This is a genomic window from Mesorhizobium sp. Cs1299R1N3 (genome assembly GCF_037179625.1).
Lineage (GTDB): Bacteria > Pseudomonadota > Alphaproteobacteria > Rhizobiales > Rhizobiaceae > Mesorhizobium > Mesorhizobium salmacidum.
Genome location: NZ_JAPYKQ010000024.1, coordinates 16,040 through 36,594, shown reverse-complemented (window position 1 = coordinate 36,594; position 20,555 = coordinate 16,040). Strand labels below are relative to the sequence as shown.

15 protein-coding genes are annotated in these 20,555 nt (G+C 63.6%); 8 read left to right on the top strand and 7 right to left on the bottom strand.

Annotated elements, in window-relative coordinates; translation table 11 throughout:
• Window positions 1-411 (top strand): hypothetical protein, encoded by a 411-nt coding sequence (locus O7B34_RS29380; RefSeq protein WP_337149301.1) that lies wholly within the window; start codon window positions 1-3, stop codon window positions 409-411.
• A 4-nt stretch (window positions 412-415) separates the two neighbouring features.
• Here O7B34_RS29380 and O7B34_RS29375 read toward each other — a convergent pair whose 3' ends face one another.
• Complete coding sequence (locus O7B34_RS29375) at window positions 416-1,843, bottom strand: aminotransferase-like domain-containing protein (protein WP_337149300.1); 1,428 nt, start codon at window positions 1,841-1,843, stop codon at window positions 416-418.
• Window positions 1,844-2,046: 203 nt separating this feature from the next.
• Here O7B34_RS29375 and O7B34_RS29370 point away from each other — a divergent pair, with 203 nt between their 5' ends.
• The 7 genes from O7B34_RS29370 (at window position 2,047) to O7B34_RS29340 (ending at window position 12,633) form a co-directional block, all read left to right on the top strand.
• Window positions 2,047-2,673 (top strand): LysE family translocator, encoded by a 627-nt coding sequence (locus O7B34_RS29370; RefSeq protein WP_337149299.1) that lies wholly within the window; start codon window positions 2,047-2,049, stop codon window positions 2,671-2,673.
• Window positions 2,674-2,821: 148 nt separating this feature from the next.
• A complete protein-coding gene (locus tag O7B34_RS29365; protein WP_337149298.1) occupies window positions 2,822-3,736 on the top strand; it encodes an NmrA family NAD(P)-binding protein in 915 nt (304 codons plus the stop codon).
• 37 nt (window positions 3,737-3,773) lie between these two features.
• Entirely contained in the window at window positions 3,774-4,013 is a 240-nt protein-coding gene (locus O7B34_RS29360) for a hypothetical protein (RefSeq protein ID WP_337149297.1), read from the top strand.
• A complete protein-coding gene (locus O7B34_RS29355; protein ID WP_337149296.1) occupies window positions 4,010-4,423 on the top strand; it encodes a dihydrofolate reductase family protein in 414 nt (137 codons plus the stop codon). Before O7B34_RS29360 ends, O7B34_RS29355 begins: the two co-directional genes overlap by 4 nt.
• A gap of 346 nt (window positions 4,424-4,769) precedes the next feature.
• Window positions 4,770-6,287, top strand: coding sequence for an efflux RND transporter periplasmic adaptor subunit (locus tag O7B34_RS29350; protein ID WP_337149295.1), 1,518 nt, complete (start codon window positions 4,770-4,772; stop codon window positions 6,285-6,287).
• A 29-nt stretch (window positions 6,288-6,316) separates the two neighbouring features.
• A complete protein-coding gene (locus O7B34_RS29345; protein ID WP_337149318.1) occupies window positions 6,317-9,418 on the top strand; it encodes a multidrug efflux RND transporter permease subunit in 3,102 nt (1,033 codons plus the stop codon).
• Window positions 9,415-12,633 carry an efflux RND transporter permease subunit gene (locus O7B34_RS29340; protein WP_337149294.1) on the top strand — a complete coding sequence of 1,073 codons (3,219 nt, stop codon included), beginning with the start codon at window positions 9,415-9,417 and terminating at the stop codon, window positions 12,631-12,633. Before O7B34_RS29345 ends, O7B34_RS29340 begins: the two co-directional genes overlap by 4 nt.
• A gap of 861 nt (window positions 12,634-13,494) precedes the next feature.
• Here O7B34_RS29340 and O7B34_RS29335 read toward each other — a convergent pair.
• The 6 genes from O7B34_RS29335 to hisC all read right to left on the bottom strand — a co-directional run bounded on the left by O7B34_RS29335 (window position 13,495) and on the right by hisC (window position 20,542).
• Window positions 13,495-14,211, bottom strand: a complete 717-nt coding sequence (locus tag O7B34_RS29335; RefSeq protein WP_337149293.1) for an ABC transporter permease — start codon at window positions 14,209-14,211, stop codon at window positions 13,495-13,497.
• Complete coding sequence (locus tag O7B34_RS29330; RefSeq protein ID WP_337149292.1) at window positions 14,208-14,921, bottom strand: ABC transporter permease; 714 nt, start codon at window positions 14,919-14,921, stop codon at window positions 14,208-14,210. Before O7B34_RS29330 ends, O7B34_RS29335 begins: the two co-directional genes overlap by 4 nt.
• Window positions 14,922-14,997: 76 nt before the next feature.
• Window positions 14,998-15,795 carry a transporter substrate-binding domain-containing protein gene (locus tag O7B34_RS29325; RefSeq protein WP_337149291.1) on the bottom strand — a complete coding sequence of 266 codons (798 nt, stop codon included), beginning with the start codon at window positions 15,793-15,795 and terminating at the stop codon, window positions 14,998-15,000.
• A gap of 73 nt (window positions 15,796-15,868) precedes the next feature.
• Window positions 15,869-17,836 (bottom strand): DUF2817 domain-containing protein, encoded by a 1,968-nt coding sequence (locus tag O7B34_RS29320; protein WP_442921014.1) that lies wholly within the window; start codon window positions 17,834-17,836, stop codon window positions 15,869-15,871.
• Window positions 17,837-17,897: 61 nt separating this feature from the next.
• Window positions 17,898-19,397 (bottom strand): FAD-binding oxidoreductase, encoded by a 1,500-nt coding sequence (locus tag O7B34_RS29315; RefSeq protein WP_337149289.1) that lies wholly within the window; start codon window positions 19,395-19,397, stop codon window positions 17,898-17,900.
• A gap of 23 nt (window positions 19,398-19,420) precedes the next feature.
• A complete protein-coding gene (gene hisC / locus O7B34_RS29310; protein WP_337149287.1) occupies window positions 19,421-20,542 on the bottom strand; it encodes a histidinol-phosphate transaminase in 1,122 nt (373 codons plus the stop codon).
• Window positions 20,543-20,555: the final 13 nt, after the last annotated feature.

The window sequence follows — 20,555 nt, the reverse complement described above, 5'->3', positions numbered from 1 at the left end:
ATGCTGACTGGGATCGCAGTTGCGCTTTACCTCGCAGGTGCCGCGCCCGCGTTCGCCACGGTGGGTGAACGGCACCCGCTCGCCAACCTGCCGAGCGCCGTTGTGCGCGACGCGGAGCATCGCCGCGATTTGCGCATCACGATCTGGTATCCGTCGAAAGCAGGCTCAGCAACACGTTCGATCGACTTTCCGCCTGACGGGCCGCTGTTCCAGGTCGGAGAGGTCGCGCTCGATGCGCCGTTCTTGGAGAGGCGCGGCACCCCGCCGTCTTTGTCTCGCATGGATTTGGCGGTCGGCCTGGATGATGGGATAGTTCGGCCTAGTCACTTACGCTTCGGTCTCGCGATGACCGCTTCTACCCAAAGCGGACTTGCTTCGACCATCGTAACGAGCGCCGTCAACGAGATATAGCGCCTTAGGCGAATGACCCCGCAAGCTCGCCTATCCGCCGCACCGCATCACGGTGCGTGTCGTCCCAGCGAGCGCCGAAGCCGAGGCGCACACAATGGGAAAAGTTGTCGGTGACGCTGAACATCTTGCCAGGCGCAACCACGATGTTCTCGGCGAGGCATGCTTGGGCCAGTTCGAGGGAGTCGACGCTGTGGGGCAACTCGATCCAAAGAATGAAGCCACCAGGCGGGTGCGTGACGCGCGTGCCCGCAGGGAAGTGCTTGGCAATCAGTTCACGGGCCTCATCAAGCCGCGCTGCAACAGTGGAGCGCAACTGTCGGAACCCAGCCTCAAGCCCGGGCTGGGCCAACAGGTCGGCAAGTGCTCGTTCGACAACTGTGGTCTGACTGCCACTGGTTGACTCCTTCATGCGCACCAATTTGTCGCCCCAGCGGCCCGCATCGACCCAGCCGAGCCGGAGACCCGGGGCCACGGTCTTCGAGAATGAGCCGCAGATCATCACATGCCCCGTCGTATCAAAGGAGCGGACTGCCCGGCGGTGATCATCGTGAAGGGCGAAGTCGTTGTAGATGACATCTTCGACAAGCGGCACACCGTATTTCGCGACCAACTTAGCAAGACCGTGTCGATCCCCCACAGTCATGCTCGAGCCGATCGGATTGGAGAGCGTGGGCACCGCGAGGACAGCCTTGATCGGTTGCGTCTCGAAGGCGAGTTGCAAAGCCTCCAGCGAGAAGCCCGTGCGTGGATGCGTCGGAATCTCCAGAGCCCGGAGATGAAGATTCTCCAGGATTTCCAGGAACGCAAACAACGTCGGCGATTCGAGCGCGACGATGTCTCCTGGCTTCGTGACGGCTCGCAGGCAAAGGGTGATCGATTCGAGACAGCTGTTTGTCACCACGATGTCACTTGGATCGATCTGACAGCCCATACCAACCGCATGCCTGGCGATGGCCCGCCGCAGTCCTTCGTCGCCGTAGCCCGTGGTATACTGGCAGAGCGTCGAGCGATGGCGCTGGACGGCCCGACTGATGGCGCGGCGAACCCGCTCTTCAGAGAAGAGCTCCGCACCCGGACACGCGGCGCCGAAGGAGATGTAGTTGGGATCGTGCGCCAGATGCATGACTCGAGCGGCCATGGAACTGACATCGACAGCCAAAGAGTCGGGGGGCGGATTCGAAGTCTCCGGTTCAGGCAGACTCGCGGGTCGCGCTGCCACGAAGTAGCCGGAGCGCGGCCGCGCTTCGATTAGGCGAGCATCTTCCAGCACGCGGTAGGCCTGAAGGACGGTACCGATCGAAACGCGGCGGCGCCCGGCCAGCTCTCGCACGGATGGGAGGCGCTCACCTCGCGTGAACGTTCCCGCCCGAATAGGCGTGGCCAGAGATTCGGCGAGCTGTTGATAGAGGATGTCTTCGGGCGCAGCGTCCATTTCCATACCTACAACAACGCGGCGGCAACCGACTGGCACAGATGAAGTCAAATTCACATAGTACAGATGCCGGTGAGGTCCATCTGTACCATATCAGATGGCTGGTGACTGTCACTGTGCGGGCCGCCACCTGACATCTATCGTCCTGCCATCGCTGGATCGACCAGCGCAGCGGCTGTGGCCGCGACGAGGAGGACAGCATCATGTTTCCGATCGACATCTGGTTGGCATACACCACTGCGAGTGTCGTGATTGTCATCGCACCGGGGCCGGACGTCGTGCTGTCGATTTCTCGCGGGCTGACCCAGGGCCGCGCCGCAGCTACCCTGTCGGCGCTCGGAGCAGCCAGCGGCATTCTGCTTCACTCAATGGCCGCGGCCTTCGGCCTTGCGATCATCATGCAAACGTCGGACATCGGCTTCGTGGCGCTCAAACTAGTCGGAGCGACCTATCTTATCGGGATGGGAGTCAGGGCCTTGCTCCATCGCAACCTTTTAACGTTCACGCCCACCGCGCGGCGATCGCTTCGCGAAGTCTATCTTGCTGGATTGCTGTCCAATGTCCTCAATCCGAAGATCGGTCTGTTCGTCTTGGCCTTCGTCCCGCAATTCGCCAGTGCCGAACGCGGCCCGATCGACATACAGATTCTGGTCTACGGCGCATGGCTCGCCATCATTGCCGCCGCCGGCATTGCCCTTATCGGCAGCGTTGCCGCCGGTTCGAACACATGGCTGCGACAGCGCCCTCGCGCGATAGCCGGCATCAACATCGGCGCTGGTCTAACATTCATTGCCGCGGGCCTGTCTGCGGTCACCCTCACAACCGGCTGACCCTGGCGGAGGAGGAGTGACCACGCATCAACATCTACGGTCGTCGACGACCGCGAGCGAGCACGCCGCTCCATTTGTTTCGGGCCGGAGCGCTCCAACGCAAGCCGCGTCTTCGTTCGCGCAACTGTAAAGCATTCGTCGAGCCGAGTTGGCTCGTACCGATTTGAAAAAGGAGAATGCCATGACCCATTTGGATCAGTCGAGCGGAGGTAAGCGCACCGTCGTGGTAGTCGGTGCCACCAGTGATGTCGGCGCCGTGGCGTCGGCAAGGCTCCAGCAACAAGGCCATGTCGTGAGGGGCGTGGCGCGCAACCTGGGTGTTGCGCTCTCTGATCAGGATGCACTGAATCGCGCCTTTGCCGGTGCGCACAGTGCCTATGTCATGATCCCGTTCGACGTTCACGCAGCCGACCTTCACCGCTTCGAACGCGGTGTCGGCAGCCGATTGGCCGAGGCGATCTCGGTCTCGGGCGTGCGCCGCGTTGTCCTTTTGAGCGGTCTTAACGCGCACCTCAAGATGGGGACATCGCTGGGCGCCGCCGAGATGGAAGACCGGCTGGAGGCGCTCGGCCTCGACGAACTGGTGCATCTTCGGGCCGGGTTCTTCAACGAGAATTTCGTGAAGGGAATGGGGTTCGTTGAACAGTCGTCTTCCGGCGTGTACGCAACGCCGTTCCGCGGCGACCTGCCGATTCCGCTGATTGCGGCGCGCGACGTCGGCGAGCGCGTCGCCGATCTGCTGACCACCGAGGACTGGCCGCGGAACCGCGTGGTCGAACTGCATGGCGGCGGCTACCATACCTTCGCGGAAGCAACCGAACTCCTCGGCAGGGCCGTCGGTCGAAACGTCACCTATCAGACGGTTTCTTATGCGGATGCCCGCGCAGGCATGGTCGAAAGTGGCATGTCCGCGAGCTTTGCGGATGCGCTGGTCGAGACTGCGACAAGCTTCAATAATGGCGAACGCTGGGCGCTCGAGGCGCCAGGCCCTCGCAACACCACACCGACGACGCTGAAGCGCTGGGCCGAAGATGTCTTCGGTGTCTCCCGTCACAGCGTCTGAACTGGCAACCACTTACAGAACCGGAGAATCCTGAAAAATGAGAAAGCTGAAAGTATCGACGCTCGTCACGCTTGATGGAGTCATCCAGGATCCAGGTGGCTTCGGTGAGACTGAGCAAGGTGGCTGGGCCAACTCGTATTTCACTGAGGAAGCCGTCCAAGACTCGCTCGAGCACCTGATGGAGGCCGACTATTTCCTGTGCGGGCGAACGACCTATGAGCTGCTGTCAAAGGCGTGGGGCAAGACCAAGGGCGGCGACCCTACCTTGAGCGGATGAACAGTATCCCGAAGCTTGTCGCCTCACGGACCCTGGCCGAGCCTCTGGAGTGGAACGCCAGGCTGATCAGCGGTGATGTCGCCGAGGAGATTGCCAAACTGAAGCTGGAGCCCGGCAAGGATATCGAGATGTATGGCAGCGCGTCACTCCTGCAAACGCTGATGAAGCACGGCCTGGTCGACGAGTACCGTGTCTGGGTGCATCCGTTCGTGATCGGCGGCGGCAAACGCCTCTTCGTCGAGGGTGGTCACCCCGCGAAGCTGCGGCTCGCCAGCTCGAAGATACTCAGTTCGGGTGTCGTGATCTTGACCTACGAGCCGCCCAAGCTTTCCGACCCGAATGCAGACTTGGGACAGTCGGTGGCGCATTCACATTTTTGCGAGCTAGATTTCTCGCAACCCCAGTCGTGAAGGTGGGGGCGTCGAGGCCATGAGCGCCGCACCACTGTGTTCGCGGCCCGTTTCGCGCGAGTGACGTGGCCCGTAAGGCCTTGTCGTCGCTTGCATAAAGCCACTCATCCACTCTCGTCGGATTGGCGCGCACCGCGACCGGCCTATCTCGCGACATGAAGTAGCTTTCAGCGCCTAAGTGTTTCAATTTATTACGAGAATTTAATGTGCCCTGGAATTGAACGGGGAAATTCGGGTGCCTATGCTCCGGCTGGATCGCACCTCGGGCTGTCGCCTCGGCACGGTCCGTCGGCGCGGTCGGCGAAGACGGTAGCCCGGGAATGCGGTCGAAGGACAGGTGAGAGAAGTGGACGACGAAGTCGTCAGCCGGCGCAAGCTCCGCGGCAAGGCGGCGCCCCCCAGCGGCCCCGTGACCCCCGCCGAGCCCCTGACGGGGGTCCAGCCACTGGTCATGCGCCGTTCTCGGCGAGGCTGGATCGTTGCGCTGCTCCTCGTCCTGGCGGCGGTAGGCGGCGCGTTCTGGCTGCATCCCATTCAGGTCCACCAGCAGGGCAGCCAGCGTGGCGCCGGCCGTTTCCGCGGCGGCGGCGATCTCGCGCAGCCGGTTGCCGTGGCGCCCGTGGCGCAGGCGGATATCCCGATCGTTCTCGAGGCGCTGGGCACGGTCACGTCACTGTCGACCGTCACCGTGCGGTCGCAGGTCAGCGGCCAGATCACCGCAATTGGCTTCTCCGAGGGCCAGATGGTGAAGAAGGGAGATTTCCTCGCCCAGATCGACGACCGCACCTTGAACGCTTCGCTGCACCAATTGCAGGGGCAATTGCAGCACGACCAGGCGCTGCTTGCCGACGCCAAGCTCGACCTCGACCGTGACCTGAAGCTTACCTCCAACGCGGTCACTCAGCAGGCAGTCGACCTGCAGCGCGCGACGGTGCAGTCCGACGAGGGCACGGTGATGTCCGACCAGGCGCAGATCGAGGGTATGCAGGTCAACATCGCCAACAGCCATATCACGGCGCCCACCGACGGCCGCATCGGCCTGCGCCTCGTCGACCAGGGCAACTATGTCACGCCGGGTGACAGCACCGGCATTGCGGTGATCGCTCGGATGCAGCCGATATCGGTGCTGTTCTCGCTACCCGAGGACAGCTTGGCGCAAGTGCTGGAGCAGACGCCTGGCAATCCCGCGCTCAAGGCCAGCTTGTTCGACCGCAACGACACCAAGCAGGTCGCCGAAGGCACGCTGCAGACGATCGACAACCAGATCGATCCGACCACTGGCACGGTGAAGCTGCGCGCGGTTTTCCCTAATGTCGACGGCGCACTCTATCCCAACCAGTTCGTCAACGTGCATCTGCTTGTGCGCACGCTCACCGGGGTCAGCATTCTGCCCAACGCCGCCATCCAGCACGGCGCGCCGGGCACCTTCGTCTACCAGCTCAACGACGACAGCACCGTCTCGGTGAAGACCGTTTCGCTCGGCCCGGGCAACGCCACCGTCACGCAGCTTCTGTCCGGCCTGGCGCCTGACGCCAAGGTCGTGATCGACGGCGTCGACCGGCTCAAGGACGGCGCCAAGGTCACCGTGCCCGACAACGGCGCGGCGCCGATCTCCGGCGCCGCATCTCCAGCGCCGCCGCAAGCAGCGGGCGCGGGCAGCGCGGCCGCCGGTGCGCCGGCCGCCAATCCCGGCAACCCGCCCGCGACGTCGAGCGGCCAAGGCGCCGGTTCGATAGGCCACGACTCGGCGGGCGAGGGCACGGCTGCATCGGGCGATGCTTCCGGCCACAAGCACCACCGCCACAATCGTCGCGACGGCGGCGGTGGTGCCGGCAATGGCGGCGATTCCGGCGAAAGCCGATGAACACGCCGAGCGGCCTCGTCTCCGGCTGGCTGAATCCGTCGCGGCCGTTCATTCTGCGGCCCGTGGCGACGACGCTGATCATGGCCACCATCCTGATCGTCGGCATGATCGCCTATCTGTTTCTGCCGCTCTCGGCGCTGCCTGAAGTCGATTATCCGACGATCCAGGTGCAGACCTTCTACCCGGGCGCCAGCCCGGAGGTGATGACCACTTCGGTAACCGCGCCGCTCGAGCGGCAGTTCGGCCAGATGCCGGGACTAGAGCAGATGTCGTCGGGCTCCTCCGCCGGCGCCTCGGTCATCACGCTGCGCTTTAGCCTCGACCTCAGCCTCGACATCGCCGAGCAGGAGGTGCAGGCGGCGATCAATGCGTCGGGCAATCTTCTGCCCGCCGACCTGCCGGCGCCGCCGATCTACGCCAAGGTCAATCCCGCCGACGCGCCGATCCTGACGCTGGCGATCACCTCCAGGACGCTGCCGCTGACGCAAGTGGAGAACTATGCCGAGACGCGGCTGGCGCAGAAGATATCGCAGCTTCCCGGCGTCGGCCTGGTTTCGATCAGCGGCGGCGAGCGCCCGGCCGTGCGCGTGCAAGTCAAGCTCAAGGCTCTGGCCGCCATGGGCCTCAACATCGACGATCTGCGCACCGCCATCGGCACGCTCAACGTCAACACGCCGAAGGGAAGTTTCGACGGGCCGGCGCGCTCCTATACCATCAACGCCAACGATCAGGTCGCCGATCCGAAGACCTATGCCGATATGGTGATCGCCTATCGCAACGGCGCGCCGGTGCGGCTGGGCGAGGTGGCCGACATCGTCGAAGGGCCTGAAAATTCCAGGCTGGGCGCCTGGAAAAACCGCACGCCGGCGATCATCCTCAACATCCAGCGCCAGCCGGGCGCCAATGTCATCCGCGTCGTCGACGGCGTGAAGGCGCTGCTGCCGCAACTGCGCGCCGGCCTGCCGGCGGCGCTCGATGTCGAACCGCTGACCGACCGCACCACGACGATCCGGGCCTCCGTCCACGACGTCGAGTTCGAACTGGGGCTGGCGGCGCTTCTGGTCGTGCTCGTCACCTTCCTGTTCCTGCGCAATATCCCGGCGACGATCATCCCGAGCCTGTCGGTGCCGCTGTCCCTCGTCGGCACCTTCGCAGTCATGTATCTGTGGGGTTTCAGCCTCGACAATCTGTCGCTGATGGCGCTGACGATCTCTTCCGGATTCGTCATCGACGACGCCATCGTCATGATCGAGAACATCTCGCGCTTCATCGAGCACGGCGACGATCCGGTCACCGCCGCGCTCGAGGGTTCGGCCCAGATCGGCTTCACCATCATATCGCTCACCGTCTCGCTGATCGCGGTGCTGATCCCGCTTCTGTTCATGGGCGACCTGGTCGGCCGCCTGTTCTACGAATTCGCCATCACCTTGGCCATCGCCATCGTCATCTCGGCCGTCGTCTCGCTGACCTTGGTGCCGATGCTGTGCGCCAGGCTTTTGAAGCCGCCAGCCGAACGGCGGCCGGGCGCGCTGGCGCGCTGGAGCGAAGGCGCCTTTGATGCGGTCGCGAACGGCTATGGTGCGGCGCTCCGCTGGGTGCTCGACCGCCAGGCCCTGACATTGCTGGTGGCGGTTCTGACGCTGGCGCTTACCGTCTACCTCTACATCGCCATCCCGAAGGGCTTCTTCCCGGCGCAGGACACCGGCGCCATCTCTGCCATCACCGAGGCGGCGGGCTCGGCTTCCTATGCCGACATGGCGGACCATCAGCAGGCGCTGGCCGACGCCATTCTGAAGGATCCCGATGTCGCCAGCCTGTCGTCCTTCATCGGCGTCGACGGCCAGAATATGACCGCCAACAGCGGCCATATGTTGATCAATCTGAAGCCGCGCGACGAGCGCCAGGCTGACGCCAGCGCCATCATCAGGCGGCTGACGCGGGAAGCCGCCGGGGTCACGGGAATAGCGCTGCACATGCAGCCGGTGCAGGACCTGACGGTCGATTCCACGATAAGCGCTTCGCAATACCAGTATGTGCTGCAGGATTCCGATCCCGTCGAGCTGGCGGCATGGACGACCAAGCTCACCGACAGGCTCTCGGCGCTTCCCGAGCTTGCCGATGTCGCCAGCGACAGCCAGCAGAGCGGACTTGCCGTCGACGTCACCATCGACCGCGCTACGGCGGCGCGCTTCGGCATCACGCCGGCGACGGTAGACAACGCGCTCTACGACGCTTTTGGCCAGCGCATCATCTCGACCATCTTCACCCAGTCGAACGAATACCGCGTCATCCTCGAAGCCGATCCGTCGGTCGGCCAAACGCCGGCTTCGCTGGGCTCGATCTACTTGCCATCGTCGGGTTCGGGCCAGGTGCCGCTGTCGGCGATAGCCAGCATTAATGTCCGGCAGGCGCCGTTGCTGGTGAACCATCTCGCGCAATTCCCGGCGGCGACTATCTCCTTCAACCTCGCTTCCGGCGCCTCGCTGGGCGATGCGACTGCGGCAATCACCGCCGCCGAGCAGGACATGCAGCCACCCGCCGGCCTGACGACCGGCTTCCGAGGCGCGGCGCTGGCGCTGCAGAGCTCGCTGTCCAACGAATTGCTCTTGGTATTGGCGGCCGTGGCCACGGTCTATGTGGTTCTGGGCGTGCTCTACGAGAGCTTCATCCATCCGCTGACCATCCTCTCGACGCTGCCGTCCGCCACCGTCGGCGCGCTGGTGGCGCTGATGCTCGCCGGTCATGATCTTGATGTCATCGGCATCATCGGCATCGTGCTGCTCGTCGGCATCGTCAAGAAGAACGCCATCATGATGATCGATTTCGCCCTCCAGGCTGAGCGGCTGCAGGGGCTCGATCCTCGCGAGGCGATCTACGAGGCGTGCCTGCTGAGGCTCCGCCCGATCCTGATGACGACTTTCGCCGCGTTGTTCGGCGCGTTGCCGCTGCTGCTCGGCGGCCTTGCCGGCTCCGAGCTTCACCAGCCGCTCGGCATCACCATCGTCGGCGGGCTGATCGTCAGTCAGGTGCTGACGCTGTTCACCACGCCGGTCATCTATCTCGCCTTCGACCGGCTGACGCGGCGCGGCTCCGGCGTCGTCGAACCCTCCACCGGCGGGTCCACGTCGTGAACCTCTCGGCGCCGTTCATCGCGCGGCCGGTTGCCACCGCGCTGCTGGCGATCGGCTTGGCCGCCGCGGGCCTGATCGCTTATTTCAATCTGCCCATAGCACCTTTGCCCAAGGTCGATTTCCCCACCATCTCGGTGCAGGCCTCGATGGCGGGCGCAAGCCCCGACACGATGGCGAGCGATGTCGCCGCACCGCTGGAGCGCCATCTCGGCCAGATCGCCGGCGTCTCCGAGATGACCTCGCGCTCGGGCACCGGCTCGACCAATGTCGTCCTGCAATTCGACCTCGACCGCGACATCAACGGCGCGGCGCGCGACGTCCAGGCCGCCATCAACGCCGCGCGCGCCGACCTGCCGTCGGACCTGCGCAGCAACCCGACCTATCGCAAATACAATCCCGCCGACTCCCCGGTGATGATCCTGGCGCTGACCTCGCGCACGCTGACACCTGGCCAGCTCTACGATGCCGCCGCGACCGTGCTGCAGCAGCGCCTGTCGCAGGTCGAGGGCGTCGGCAATGTCGACCTCGGCGGCTCGTCACTGCCGGCCGTGCGCGTCGAGCTCAATCCCGGCGCGCTGTTCCACTACGGCATCGGCCTGGAGGATGTGCGCGCCGCACTTGCCTCGGCCAACGCGCGCAGCCCGAAAGGTTTCGAGGAAGACGGCGCGCTGCGCTACCAGCTCTACACCAACGACCAGGCAAGCCACGCCGCCGATTTCCGTGACTTGGTGATTGCCTGGCGCAACAATGCGGCGGTGCGCCTCCGCGACATCGCCGATGTCGAGGATTCCGTCGAGGACGTGCGCAATCTCGGCCTAGCCAATGGTGAGCCGGCGGTGCTTTTGGTGCTCTATCGCGAGCCCAACGCCAACATCATCGAGACGGTCGATCGCGTGCGTGCTCTGATCCCGACACTCCAGGCCTCGGTGCCGGCCGATGCGCGGCTCAGCATCGCCACCGACGGCTCGACCACCATTCGCGGCTCGCTGCACGACACCGAGCTGACGCTGGTGCTGGCGGTGCTGCTCGTCATCCTCGTCGTGTTCTGCTTCCTGCGCGACTGGCGTGCGGCGCTGATCCCGAGCGTCGCGCTGGTCCTCTCGATCTTGGGCACCTTCGGGGCGATGTATCTGCTCGGCTTCACGCTCGACAATCTGTCGCTGATGGCCCTCACCATCGCCACCGGCTTCGTCGTCGACGACGCCATCGTGGTGCTCGAAAACATCACGCGCCATATCGAGGACGGCATGCCGCGCGGCAAGGCGGCGCTGACCGGCGCCAAGGAAGTCGGCTTCACGGTGCTGTCGATGAGCGCCTCGCTGGTGGCCGTCTTCCTGCCGATCCTGTTGATGGGCGGCATACTCGGCCGCCTGTTCCAGGAATTCGCCCTGACGTTGTCGCTGTCGATCGCCATTTCGCTGGTGCTGTCGCTGACGTTGACGCCGATGATGTGCGCGCATTTTCTGCGCCCGTCCGCGAGCCCGTCGGCCAGGCGCTCTATCCTGGCGCGCTTCGGCGAAGGCGTGTTCGAGCGCGTCCGCGCCTTCTATGGCCGCTCGCTCGCCTGGTCGCTCGACAATTCGGAAATCATGCTGGTGGTGCTTTTCGCGGCCATCGTCTTCAACGTCTATCTCTATACGGTGGTGCCGAAGGGCTTCTTTCCGCAGCAGGACACCGGCGAGCTGATGGGTGGGCTGCGCGCCGATCAGGCCATTTCCTTCCAGCTGATGCGGCAGAAATTCGAACAGCTGGAAGCGATTCTCAAGAACGATCCGGCGGTCGAGAATGTGGTCGGCTATATAGGCGGTCGGCAGACCAATTCCGGCTTCGTCCAGGTCGCGCTGAAGCCGAAGGGCGAACGGGCGCCGCTGCAAGTGGTGCTGACGCGGTTGCGCGCGCAGCTCGGGCAATTGCCCGGCGCGCGGCTCTTCCTCAATCCGCGCCAGGAGATCAGGGTCGGCGGCCGCCAGAGCCTCGCAACCTATCAATACACGCTGCAGGCCGACACGACCGCCGACCTGGACGAATGGACGCCGAAGCTGGTCGATCTCCTAAAGAAGGCGCCCGAGCTCACCGACGTCAATTCCGACCGCGACGAGGACGGGCTCGAGACCAACATCACGGTCGACCGCGAGAGCGCTGCGCGCCTCGGCCTGACCCCGGCCAGCATCGACGCCACGCTTTACGATGCTTTCGGCCAGCGCCAGGTGTCGACCATCTTCAACGCCCGCAACCAGTACCATGTCGTCATGGAAGTGGCGCCGCGCTATTTGCAGGATCCGAGCGCGCTGAACGGCATCTATGTCAGCACCTCGGGTGCTGCGGCCAGCGGCGTGCAACAGACCAACGCGCTGGCCGGCAGCCTGACGGGCTCGCTGCGGAACCAGGCGACCAATGCCATTGCCGTCACCGGCCATGGCAGCGCGTCAAGCGGCGCGGCGGTCAGCACCTCGGCCGAAAAAATGGTGCCTTTGGCCGCCTTCAGCACCTACGGCCCGGCGACGATGCCGATCTCGGTCAACCACCAGGGCCATTTCGTCGCCACGACAATCTCGTTCAACGTTGCCGGCGGCGCCACACTTGGCGACGCTTCGGCCGCGATCGACCGCGCCATGGCCGAGCTGAAGACGCCGGTGTCGATCCACGGCTCACTGGCCGGCACGGCGCTCGCCTACCGCGCCAATTTGATGAACGAGCTTTTGCTGATCGCCGCGGCGCTCGCCACGATCTATGTGGTACTCGGCGTCCTCTACGAGAGCTATGTGCATCCGATCACCATCCTGTCGACGCTACCCTCGGCGGGCATCGGCGCGCTGCTCGCGCTCATCATCACCGGCATGGAGTTCGACGTGATCTCGCTGATCGGAATCATTCTCTTGATCGGTATCGTCAAGAAGAACGCCATCATGATGATCGACATGGCCTTGCAGGCCGAACGCCAGGAAGCGCTCTCGTCCCGCGCGGCCATACACAAGGCCAGCCTGCAGCGTTTCCGGCCGATCATGATGACAACCTTCGCCGCCCTGCTCGGCGCCTTGCCGCTGGCGCTCGAAACCGGCACCGGCGCGGAACTCCGCCAGCCGCTCGGCGTCGCGATAGTCGGCGGGCTCGTCGTCTCTCAGCTTTTGACGCTCTATACCACGCCGGTCGTTTACCTCTATCTCGACCGGCTAAGCGCCCGAATGCCATCGCTGCGGGTCGCGCCAGCGGAATGAGCTGTCACGGGGAAAGGAAACGTTAGCGGGACAGTGACACCTGTAGTCGCAGCCCTGAAGTTTGGGAGCGTCGCCCCCGCCATCCACTCGGCTATCGTGCCCAACGCGTCGAGCACGATTCCTACGAGTCGCTGAATTGTCCGGGTCGAGATGTTCACGATCTGCAATCATCGGCTGTGCCAGCCATATCATCAAAACCGAGCACCGCGGATGGTAGGCGACATTCTTAGATATCGGTCAAGAACGTTCTTCAGCAATCGAATTCAGTGATAGCACTGTATTGGCGGTATCCCTCTCCCGCTACCAAATCTGATTAACTGCCTGAAAAATATGAGAGATGATCGTTCTGATGGCAGCGTCTCGGACCCGGATTTCGCAATAAACAATGCGGACCCTTATCAGATTGGGCCTGCGTCCTTCATATGGGCGACACCGCCGACGATCCCGTCGCCGACCTCGCCTTCGCCATGGAAACTCACGACGTGGACCATTTTAGACGGCGCATAAAACGTCCCTCGGCTTGAAAGCGCGCTGCTCGCGACTGCGATCTACTTCACCGGACCGTAGAAAACGGGCACGCGGGTGGCGTGCCGTCCCGGATGTGGACGAAAGGCAATCCCGAGCGTTGAATGGATTTCCTCATGACGGCCGGCAGATCCGCCGTGAACCCCCATTTTTCATAGAAGGGCACATGTCTTCCAGACAGTAGAGCTGTCGCGGTGCTTGACGTTGACGAGTGCCGGATCGTTCAACGCTGGCACCCAATCCTCTGTCGCGCGAGGTGGATTTGACGATGATCGAAGACCATCGCCTTGCGGACGCATCGCGAAGAACCAGCACCAGACGCGTCATGAAACCACGTCAGATCGATTTGAGTGCGGTCGATTTCTGGCTAGAGGAGGATTCATGCCTCATTAGAAAACGCTCTATGGAACGGATAATCGCGATCAGCAGCAGATTGATCACCAGGTAGAGCACTCCGGCAATGGCGAAAATCTCGAAGATCGCGAAGGTCTGGCTCATCAGCCGCTTGGCATAGCCGGTGATTTCGAGCACGGTGATTGTCGAGGCAAGGCTGGTCCCCTTGACGACCAGGATAAGCTCGTTGCCATAGGCCGGCAGCGCCTGGCGGATGGCGAGCGGGAACTCGATGCGCCGGAAACGCAGGATGCGCGACATGCCGCACGCCTGAGCCGCCTCGACGAGACCGACCGGAACGGACATCAATCCGCCGCGCAGGATTTCGGATGTATAGGCAGCCGTGTTCAAAGCAAGCGCCAGGACGGCGCAGCGCGATCCTTCGCTGATCACCCACCACAAAGCCGCGTTGTTCTTGATAAGGGAAAGCTGGCCGAGCCCGTAGTAAAACAGGAAGATCTGCACCAGCAGCGGAGTCCCGCGAAAGACGGTACTGTAATATTTGGCGAAGCCCGACAGGAGCCAGTTCGACGACAGCCGCATGAGCGCCAGTCCGAGACCGAGATTGAAGCCGATCAGCACCGAAACGAAAGTCAGTGCGGCTGTGACCCATAGGCCCTTGAGCAGAACGGGAACTGCAAGCTGGATGAGTTCTATCATACTGCTTTTCTCGTCCGTAGCCTGAGCAGGCTTTCGATGCCGTCGAAGCCGACCTGGCTTACAAGCGTGATGGCCAGATAAACCACCGCCGCAATCAGGTAGAAGATGAACGGATGGCGGGTGGAGTTCGCGCCGATGAAGGAAATGCGCATCAACTCCTGAAGGCCGACCACGGAAACCAACGCGGTGTCCTTGATCGTCGTCTGCCAGACATTGTTGATGCCGGGGACCGCGATGCGCAGCATCTGCGGGGCGATGATGCGGCGAAATATCCGGCCGCCCGACAGTCCTAGCGCGCGAGCGGCCTCGATATGTCCATCGGGAATCGCGCCCAGAGCCCCGCGCACGACCTCGGTCGAATAGGCGCCGGAGATCGCGCCGATGGCGATGACCGCGATAACGAATGCATAGCCGCTCTCCGCGACGCCGGCATAGCCGAACGCGGTCACGACCTTGGTCACGAATTCAACCGAGCTGAAAAACAACAGGTAGATGATGAGCAGCTCGGGCACGCCGCGCACCAGCGACGTATAGGCATCGACGAGCAGCGAAAGCGGAAATATCCGCGCCCATTTGATCAGCCCGCAGACAATGCCGATCACCAGACCGGCTGCCATGCTGACTAAACCCACAAGGATTGTGACCGACGCGCCACGCAGGATGGCGGTCACCCAACCCGCTTCCCAAACCTGCCAGAGACCGAATTCCATCTGAGTTGCCCTAGCCTGTCGTGCCAATGAGACGCATGCGCCCGGCTGTCCGGGCGCATGCCACAATTCCAAGGCGTTATTTGCAGGGCCGGGAAATGTCCGTCTTGAACCATTTCTGGCTGGCCTTGCCGACCGAGCCGTCTGCGATCAACTCGCAAAGCGCCTTGTCGATCTTGGCCTTGAGTTCGGTGTTTTCCTGCGCAATACCGACGCCGATGCCCTCGCCAAGCGTCGGATCGAACGTGCTCTTGATCTCAACACCTATCAGCTGGAAGTTCTTGCCATCCGGCTTGTCCAGAAAATCCTGCAAGGCGGATTGATCGGCGAAAGCCGTGTCGATGCGGCCGCTCGCCAGGTCGATCTGCATCTGGTCGAGCGTGTCGTAGGTTTTCAGGTCGGCATTCGGCGCACGCTTCTCGAGGAAATGCGCGTGGGTCGTGCCGGCCTGCACGCCGACCTTCTTGCCATCGAGCGATTTCAGCAGCGTGTCGACGTCGGTGATGGCGGCGAGATCAGAACCCTTGGCCGCGACGAACATGTTGGCCAGTTCGGCATAGCCGACGCTGAAATTGATCTCCTTCTTGCGGTCGGCGGTGATCGACATACCCGAGATGATGACGTCGAAGCGCTTGGCCTTCAGCGCCGGGATCAACCCATCGAAGGCCTGCACGACGAAATGGCAGGTCACCGCGAGTTTCGTGCACAGCAAGGCGCCGACATCGGCGTCGAAGCCGGTGACGTTGCCGTTGGCATCGGACATGCTCCATGGCGGGTAGGCGCCTTCGGTACCAATGGACAGCTCGCCTTCGGCTGCCAAGGCGCTGCCCATGCTTCCCGCTAGACACGCGAGCAGCGTCAAGACTTTCAGTTTCATATCAGTTCCCCTTGTTGTTGATCTTCATTGCCGTTGTCCGGTGCGAACCGGACGCTTCGAGGATGCGGCTTCCTCACAGCGTCCGTGCCAGGAATTGGCGTAGACGCTCCGAGCGCGGGCTGCCGAACAGCTCCGCTGGTGCACCCTCTTCCTCCACCTTTCCCTGGTGGAGAAACAGAACCTTGTGGGAGACCTCGCGCGCGAACTGCATCTCGTGCGTCACGAGGATCATGGTGTTGCCCTCCTCCGCCAATTGACGGATCACCCGCAGCACCTCGCCGACCAGCTCGGGATCGAGCGCCGAAGTCGGTTCGTCGAAGAGGATGACCTTGGGCCGCATCGCCAGCGTGCGGGCGATCGCCGCCCGTTGCTGCTGGCCGCCGGACAACTGACCGGGATAATGGGCATGCTTGTCGGCGAGCCCGACTTTCTTCAACAGCGCGAGCGCGTGTTCGATGGCTTTCTCGCGCGGCTCCTTCAGCACATGCCGGGGCGCCTCGATGATGTTCTCCACCACCGTCATGTGCGGCCACAGATTGAAGTTCTGGAACACCATGCCGACGCGGGCGCGAATGCGTTCGACCTGCGCCATGTCGGCCGGCCCGAGACGGCCGTTGGACAGCGGCTTCATCTTGATGAGTTCGCCGTCGATGGTCACCTTGCCGCCGTCCGGCTGTTCCAGAAGGTTGATGCAGCGCAGGAACGTGCTCTTGCCCGAACCTGACGAGCCGATCATGGAAATGACTTCGCCAGCGTGAGCGGTGAGATTGACGCCCTTCAGCACCAGAAGCGAGCCGAAGCTCTTGTGAAGCTCGTCGATCTGCACGGCCGGCGTCGTGGTCTTCGCCTCGTCGACGGACACCGGATCGACCACCACAACGGCGCGAGCCGTTGGCGGTATCCGTTCGCTCCCGCTGGTCTCGTCCAACGCCACGGTCCGCAGGTCGGCCAGTGCACGGTCGAAATAGCGCAGACTGCTCGACAGGCAGGTGCGCTGCCAATCCGGATCGACCGGAATGAAGGCCGAGCGCAGCGTGTCCCGGATCCGCTTGCCCAGTGGCGAGTCGAGCTTGCCGAACAGATGCAGCCAGTTGTCGGCCTGCACCGCTTCCATGACCGCCGGGCCGTCCAGCGTGCCGCATTCGACGACAAGCGGCAGCACGCGCGCGTTCGGCATTGCCTTGCGGACGGCGTCGGAGACATAGCCGGTCGCCGTCGCGGCGATGCCGGTGCCTGTCTTGGCGCCGGGGCCGGTCAGCACGGTCGACAGCGCCGGCCCGAAAATGGATTTGCCCCACGCAAGACCGTCATGCTCGGAACTCGCCACCGAAAGCAGCGCCGGATAGCCGTAGGGGCCCGCCCCCGTGTGCAGATCAAAGACGATGACTTGACGCGCCTCGCGGGCAAAGGTCTTCAGGATTTCGTTCAGCGTCCTGTTCGACCAGACCGGGCCGCCGCCACCATAGAACATCCCGTCGGCGAACTCATACTGGCCGGCCTCGACGATCGCCGCCAGCCCGGCATGTCCAAGCCTCCTGCGCGCCATGGCCAGCTTCTCGTCGGCCGCTACGCGGTCCGGCCCCTCCCATTCGCGGTATGCCACGGCGTCGTGCAGGCCGGCATAGCCGTTGTTGACCGGGATAGTCGAAGACCAGTCGATGAAGTTGCGGTTGAGGTCAACATTGTCTTCGTTGACACGCCGCGACCACGCGGTGCTCCACGGATTGATGAGGTGAATGGCTAGGATTGCCGTGTCATCAGGCAAGCGCCGCGGGTTCTTCTGGCCGAGCCAGGCGGTCTGGCAGGCCGAGCCGAACGGCCCCTCGACACCATGCGTGCCGGAGATGAGCACGATCAGCTTGCGCGCATCGCGACGGCCAAGCAGTGCCACATCCGTCGCCAGCGCCCCGCCATCAGGCCCGTTCAGCGGATGGACATATTCAGACAGTTCCGCGCCCGCCCGCTCGGCTGCTTGGCGAAATTCTTGACGCAAGGCGCCGAAATCACAGGCATAGGCCGGGGCCGGCTCGTCACGGGGCATCGTCGATCCCACTGGATGGCTGGCGGTCAATCCGTTCATTCCCTGTGGTTCCGGCATGGGGTTACTCATCGGTGAGGTCGCTCACGTTCTTGAAGGGCAATCGGCGCTCGCTGCCGGAATGAGACGGCCTGGAGGACCGGACGAACCAGGCGTCGCAGGGAAGCACCTTGTCGGGGTTCATGACCGACTGATCGTCGAGCACTCGTTTCACCCGCTCCATCACGGCGAGCTTCGTCGGGTCCGCCGTCCCCAGCAGCGAATGAATGCGCTTCGACCCAACACCGTGCTCGGCGGAAAAGGAACCGCCAATTTCCCGCAGTTGTTGATACAGGACGCCCTCAACAGCCTCCGCCATGTCAAGGCCAAGCGGGCCCTTTCGGTTTAAGATGATGTGCAGATTCCCGTCGGCCAGATGTCCGAAGACATAGGGCGCGAGATCCGGTTCGATCGCAGCGAGCCCAGGCAGTATTCTGTCGAGATAGGCCGGAATTTCCGACAGAGGCACCGACACGTCGAAGGAAGGCGCATGGGGATGGGCACGGTAGAGCACGCTGGTGTCCTCGCGCAGCCGCCACAAATCGTCCTCTTGCCGCCGCGAGCCTGCGATGATGCCGGTCGCTTCGGGATAGTGCTCCATTACTTCCGAATAAATCCGCTCGAAATCCTCGCGCAGCGCCTCTTCGCGCGCGCCGCCAAGCGACAGCAGCAGGAACAGCGGCTGGTCGAGCGGCACGCCAGGTTCGGACCATTCATGCGCGGCAGCGGCCAGACCGAAATACGAATTCCACATCGCTTCCGCCGCACGCAGATGCCCGGCATCCGATTCAAGTGCCAGGCGAATAGTCCGCAGAGCGGCCTCGACCGACGGCAACCCGAATAGCGCGGTGGCGCTGGCTCGCGGCAAAGGGTCGAGCTTGACCACCGCGCGGGTGACGACGCCGAGCGTGCCCTCGGCGCCGATGAAGAGGTGCTTCAGATCGTAGCCGGCGGAATTCTTCACCACCCGGGTAAGATCGGAATAGACCGATCCGTCGGCCAGCACGGCCTCGAGGCCAAGCACGCGATGGCGCATGACGCCGTTGCGAAAGGCCATCACGCCGCCGGCATTGGTGGACACCATGCCGCCGATTGTCGCCGATCCGCGCGCGGCGAGATCGATGCCCGGCTCCAGCCGGTGTTCGCGCGCGGCCTCTTGCAGCGCTTCAAGAGTGACGCCGGCGCCGACGACGGCCACGCGTTCGACAGGATCAAGCCGCTCGATGCGGTTCATGCGCGTCATCGAAAGCACGACCTCGCCTGGCCGCGAAACGCTGCCGCCGACCAGGCCGGTCTTTCCACCTTGCGGCACGATCGGGATCTCGTTTTGGCGGCAGATGCGCACCACCGCCGCGACTTCGGCGGTCGATAAAGGCGCAACGACGATGCCGGCGTCACAATCCGCGCCATTCGAGCCAAGGTCGATCGCCCCGGCATCCTCTCCGGTGCGCACATTCGCCGCACCGACGACATCGCGGATCGCGTCGACAATCGACGGCGGCACCGCCTGGTCGGTCGAGTTCATTTGCCTTGGAGACGCGAGGCCGGTCATCTCGCCACCATTTCTTGAAGTGCTGCGATCAGCCGGTCGTTGTCAGCCGGCAACCCGATGGTGGCGCGCAGGTAGTGCTCGTAGCCGGCCTCGCGCCATGCCTTGACGATGATCCCTTGCTTCAGGAGACCGGCGGCAAGTCTCGAACTGTCGCCCTTGCAGTCAAAGAACAGGAAGTTTGTTTGCGACGGCGCAACCCGGAAACCAAGGGCGGCAAGCGCGGCGGCTGCGCGCACGCGCTCGGCCCTGACGCGGCCCGCCGACGCCTTCATCCAGCCTTCGTCGGCGAGTGCGGCGATGGCCGCGATCTGCGCCGCCGCATTGACGTTGAACGGTGTCTTGGCAGCGGAGATCACCCTTGCCAATTCGAGACCCGAACAGACGGCATAGCCCACGCGCAATCCCGCCAGGCCATAGGCTTTCGAAAATGTCCGCAGCACCACATGATCGATGCCGCTGTCGCGCAGGACCTCGATGCCGTCGGGCGCGCCGGGATCGGCAAACTCGAAATAGGCTTCGTCGAGGACAAGAAGCGTGCCTGGCTGCACGGCGCCGATCAGCCGTTGCAGGCTGGAATGGTCGAGGCCCGGCCCGACCGGGTTCCATGGCGAGGATATGAAAACGATCCGCGGCTCGGCGGCGATTGCCGTTTCGAGCGCGGCAAGATCGAACCCCATGTCCGGCGTCATCGCAATCTTGACGACATCAGCCCCCATCGCCAGCGGCTCTATCTCATGCAGGCCGAAGCTCGGCGCTGTGGTAACGACAGAGGCGCCTGGTACCACAACGGCGCGCGAGATGGCGGCGATCATCTCCTCGGAGCCGTTGCCGGCAACGATCAGGCCGGGATCGATCGCCAGCCTCTCGCCAAGCGCTGCGCGCAGCGCCGTGCAGGCCGGATCGGCATAGCGCCAAGGTTCGAACGATGAGGAGGCCAAGGCGGCCATGACGGCGGGGGAGCAGCCATCCGGGTTCTCGTTGCTAGCCAGCCGGGCGATGTCTTGGCGGCCACTCAGCGCCCGCGCCATCGCGATGTTCATGCCGGCATTGTAGGGCGGCAAGGCAGCGATATGCGGATTGAGCGGCAGGCTCGACGCTGGTTTGACCGATTGTTCCAAATCCCGACTTCCG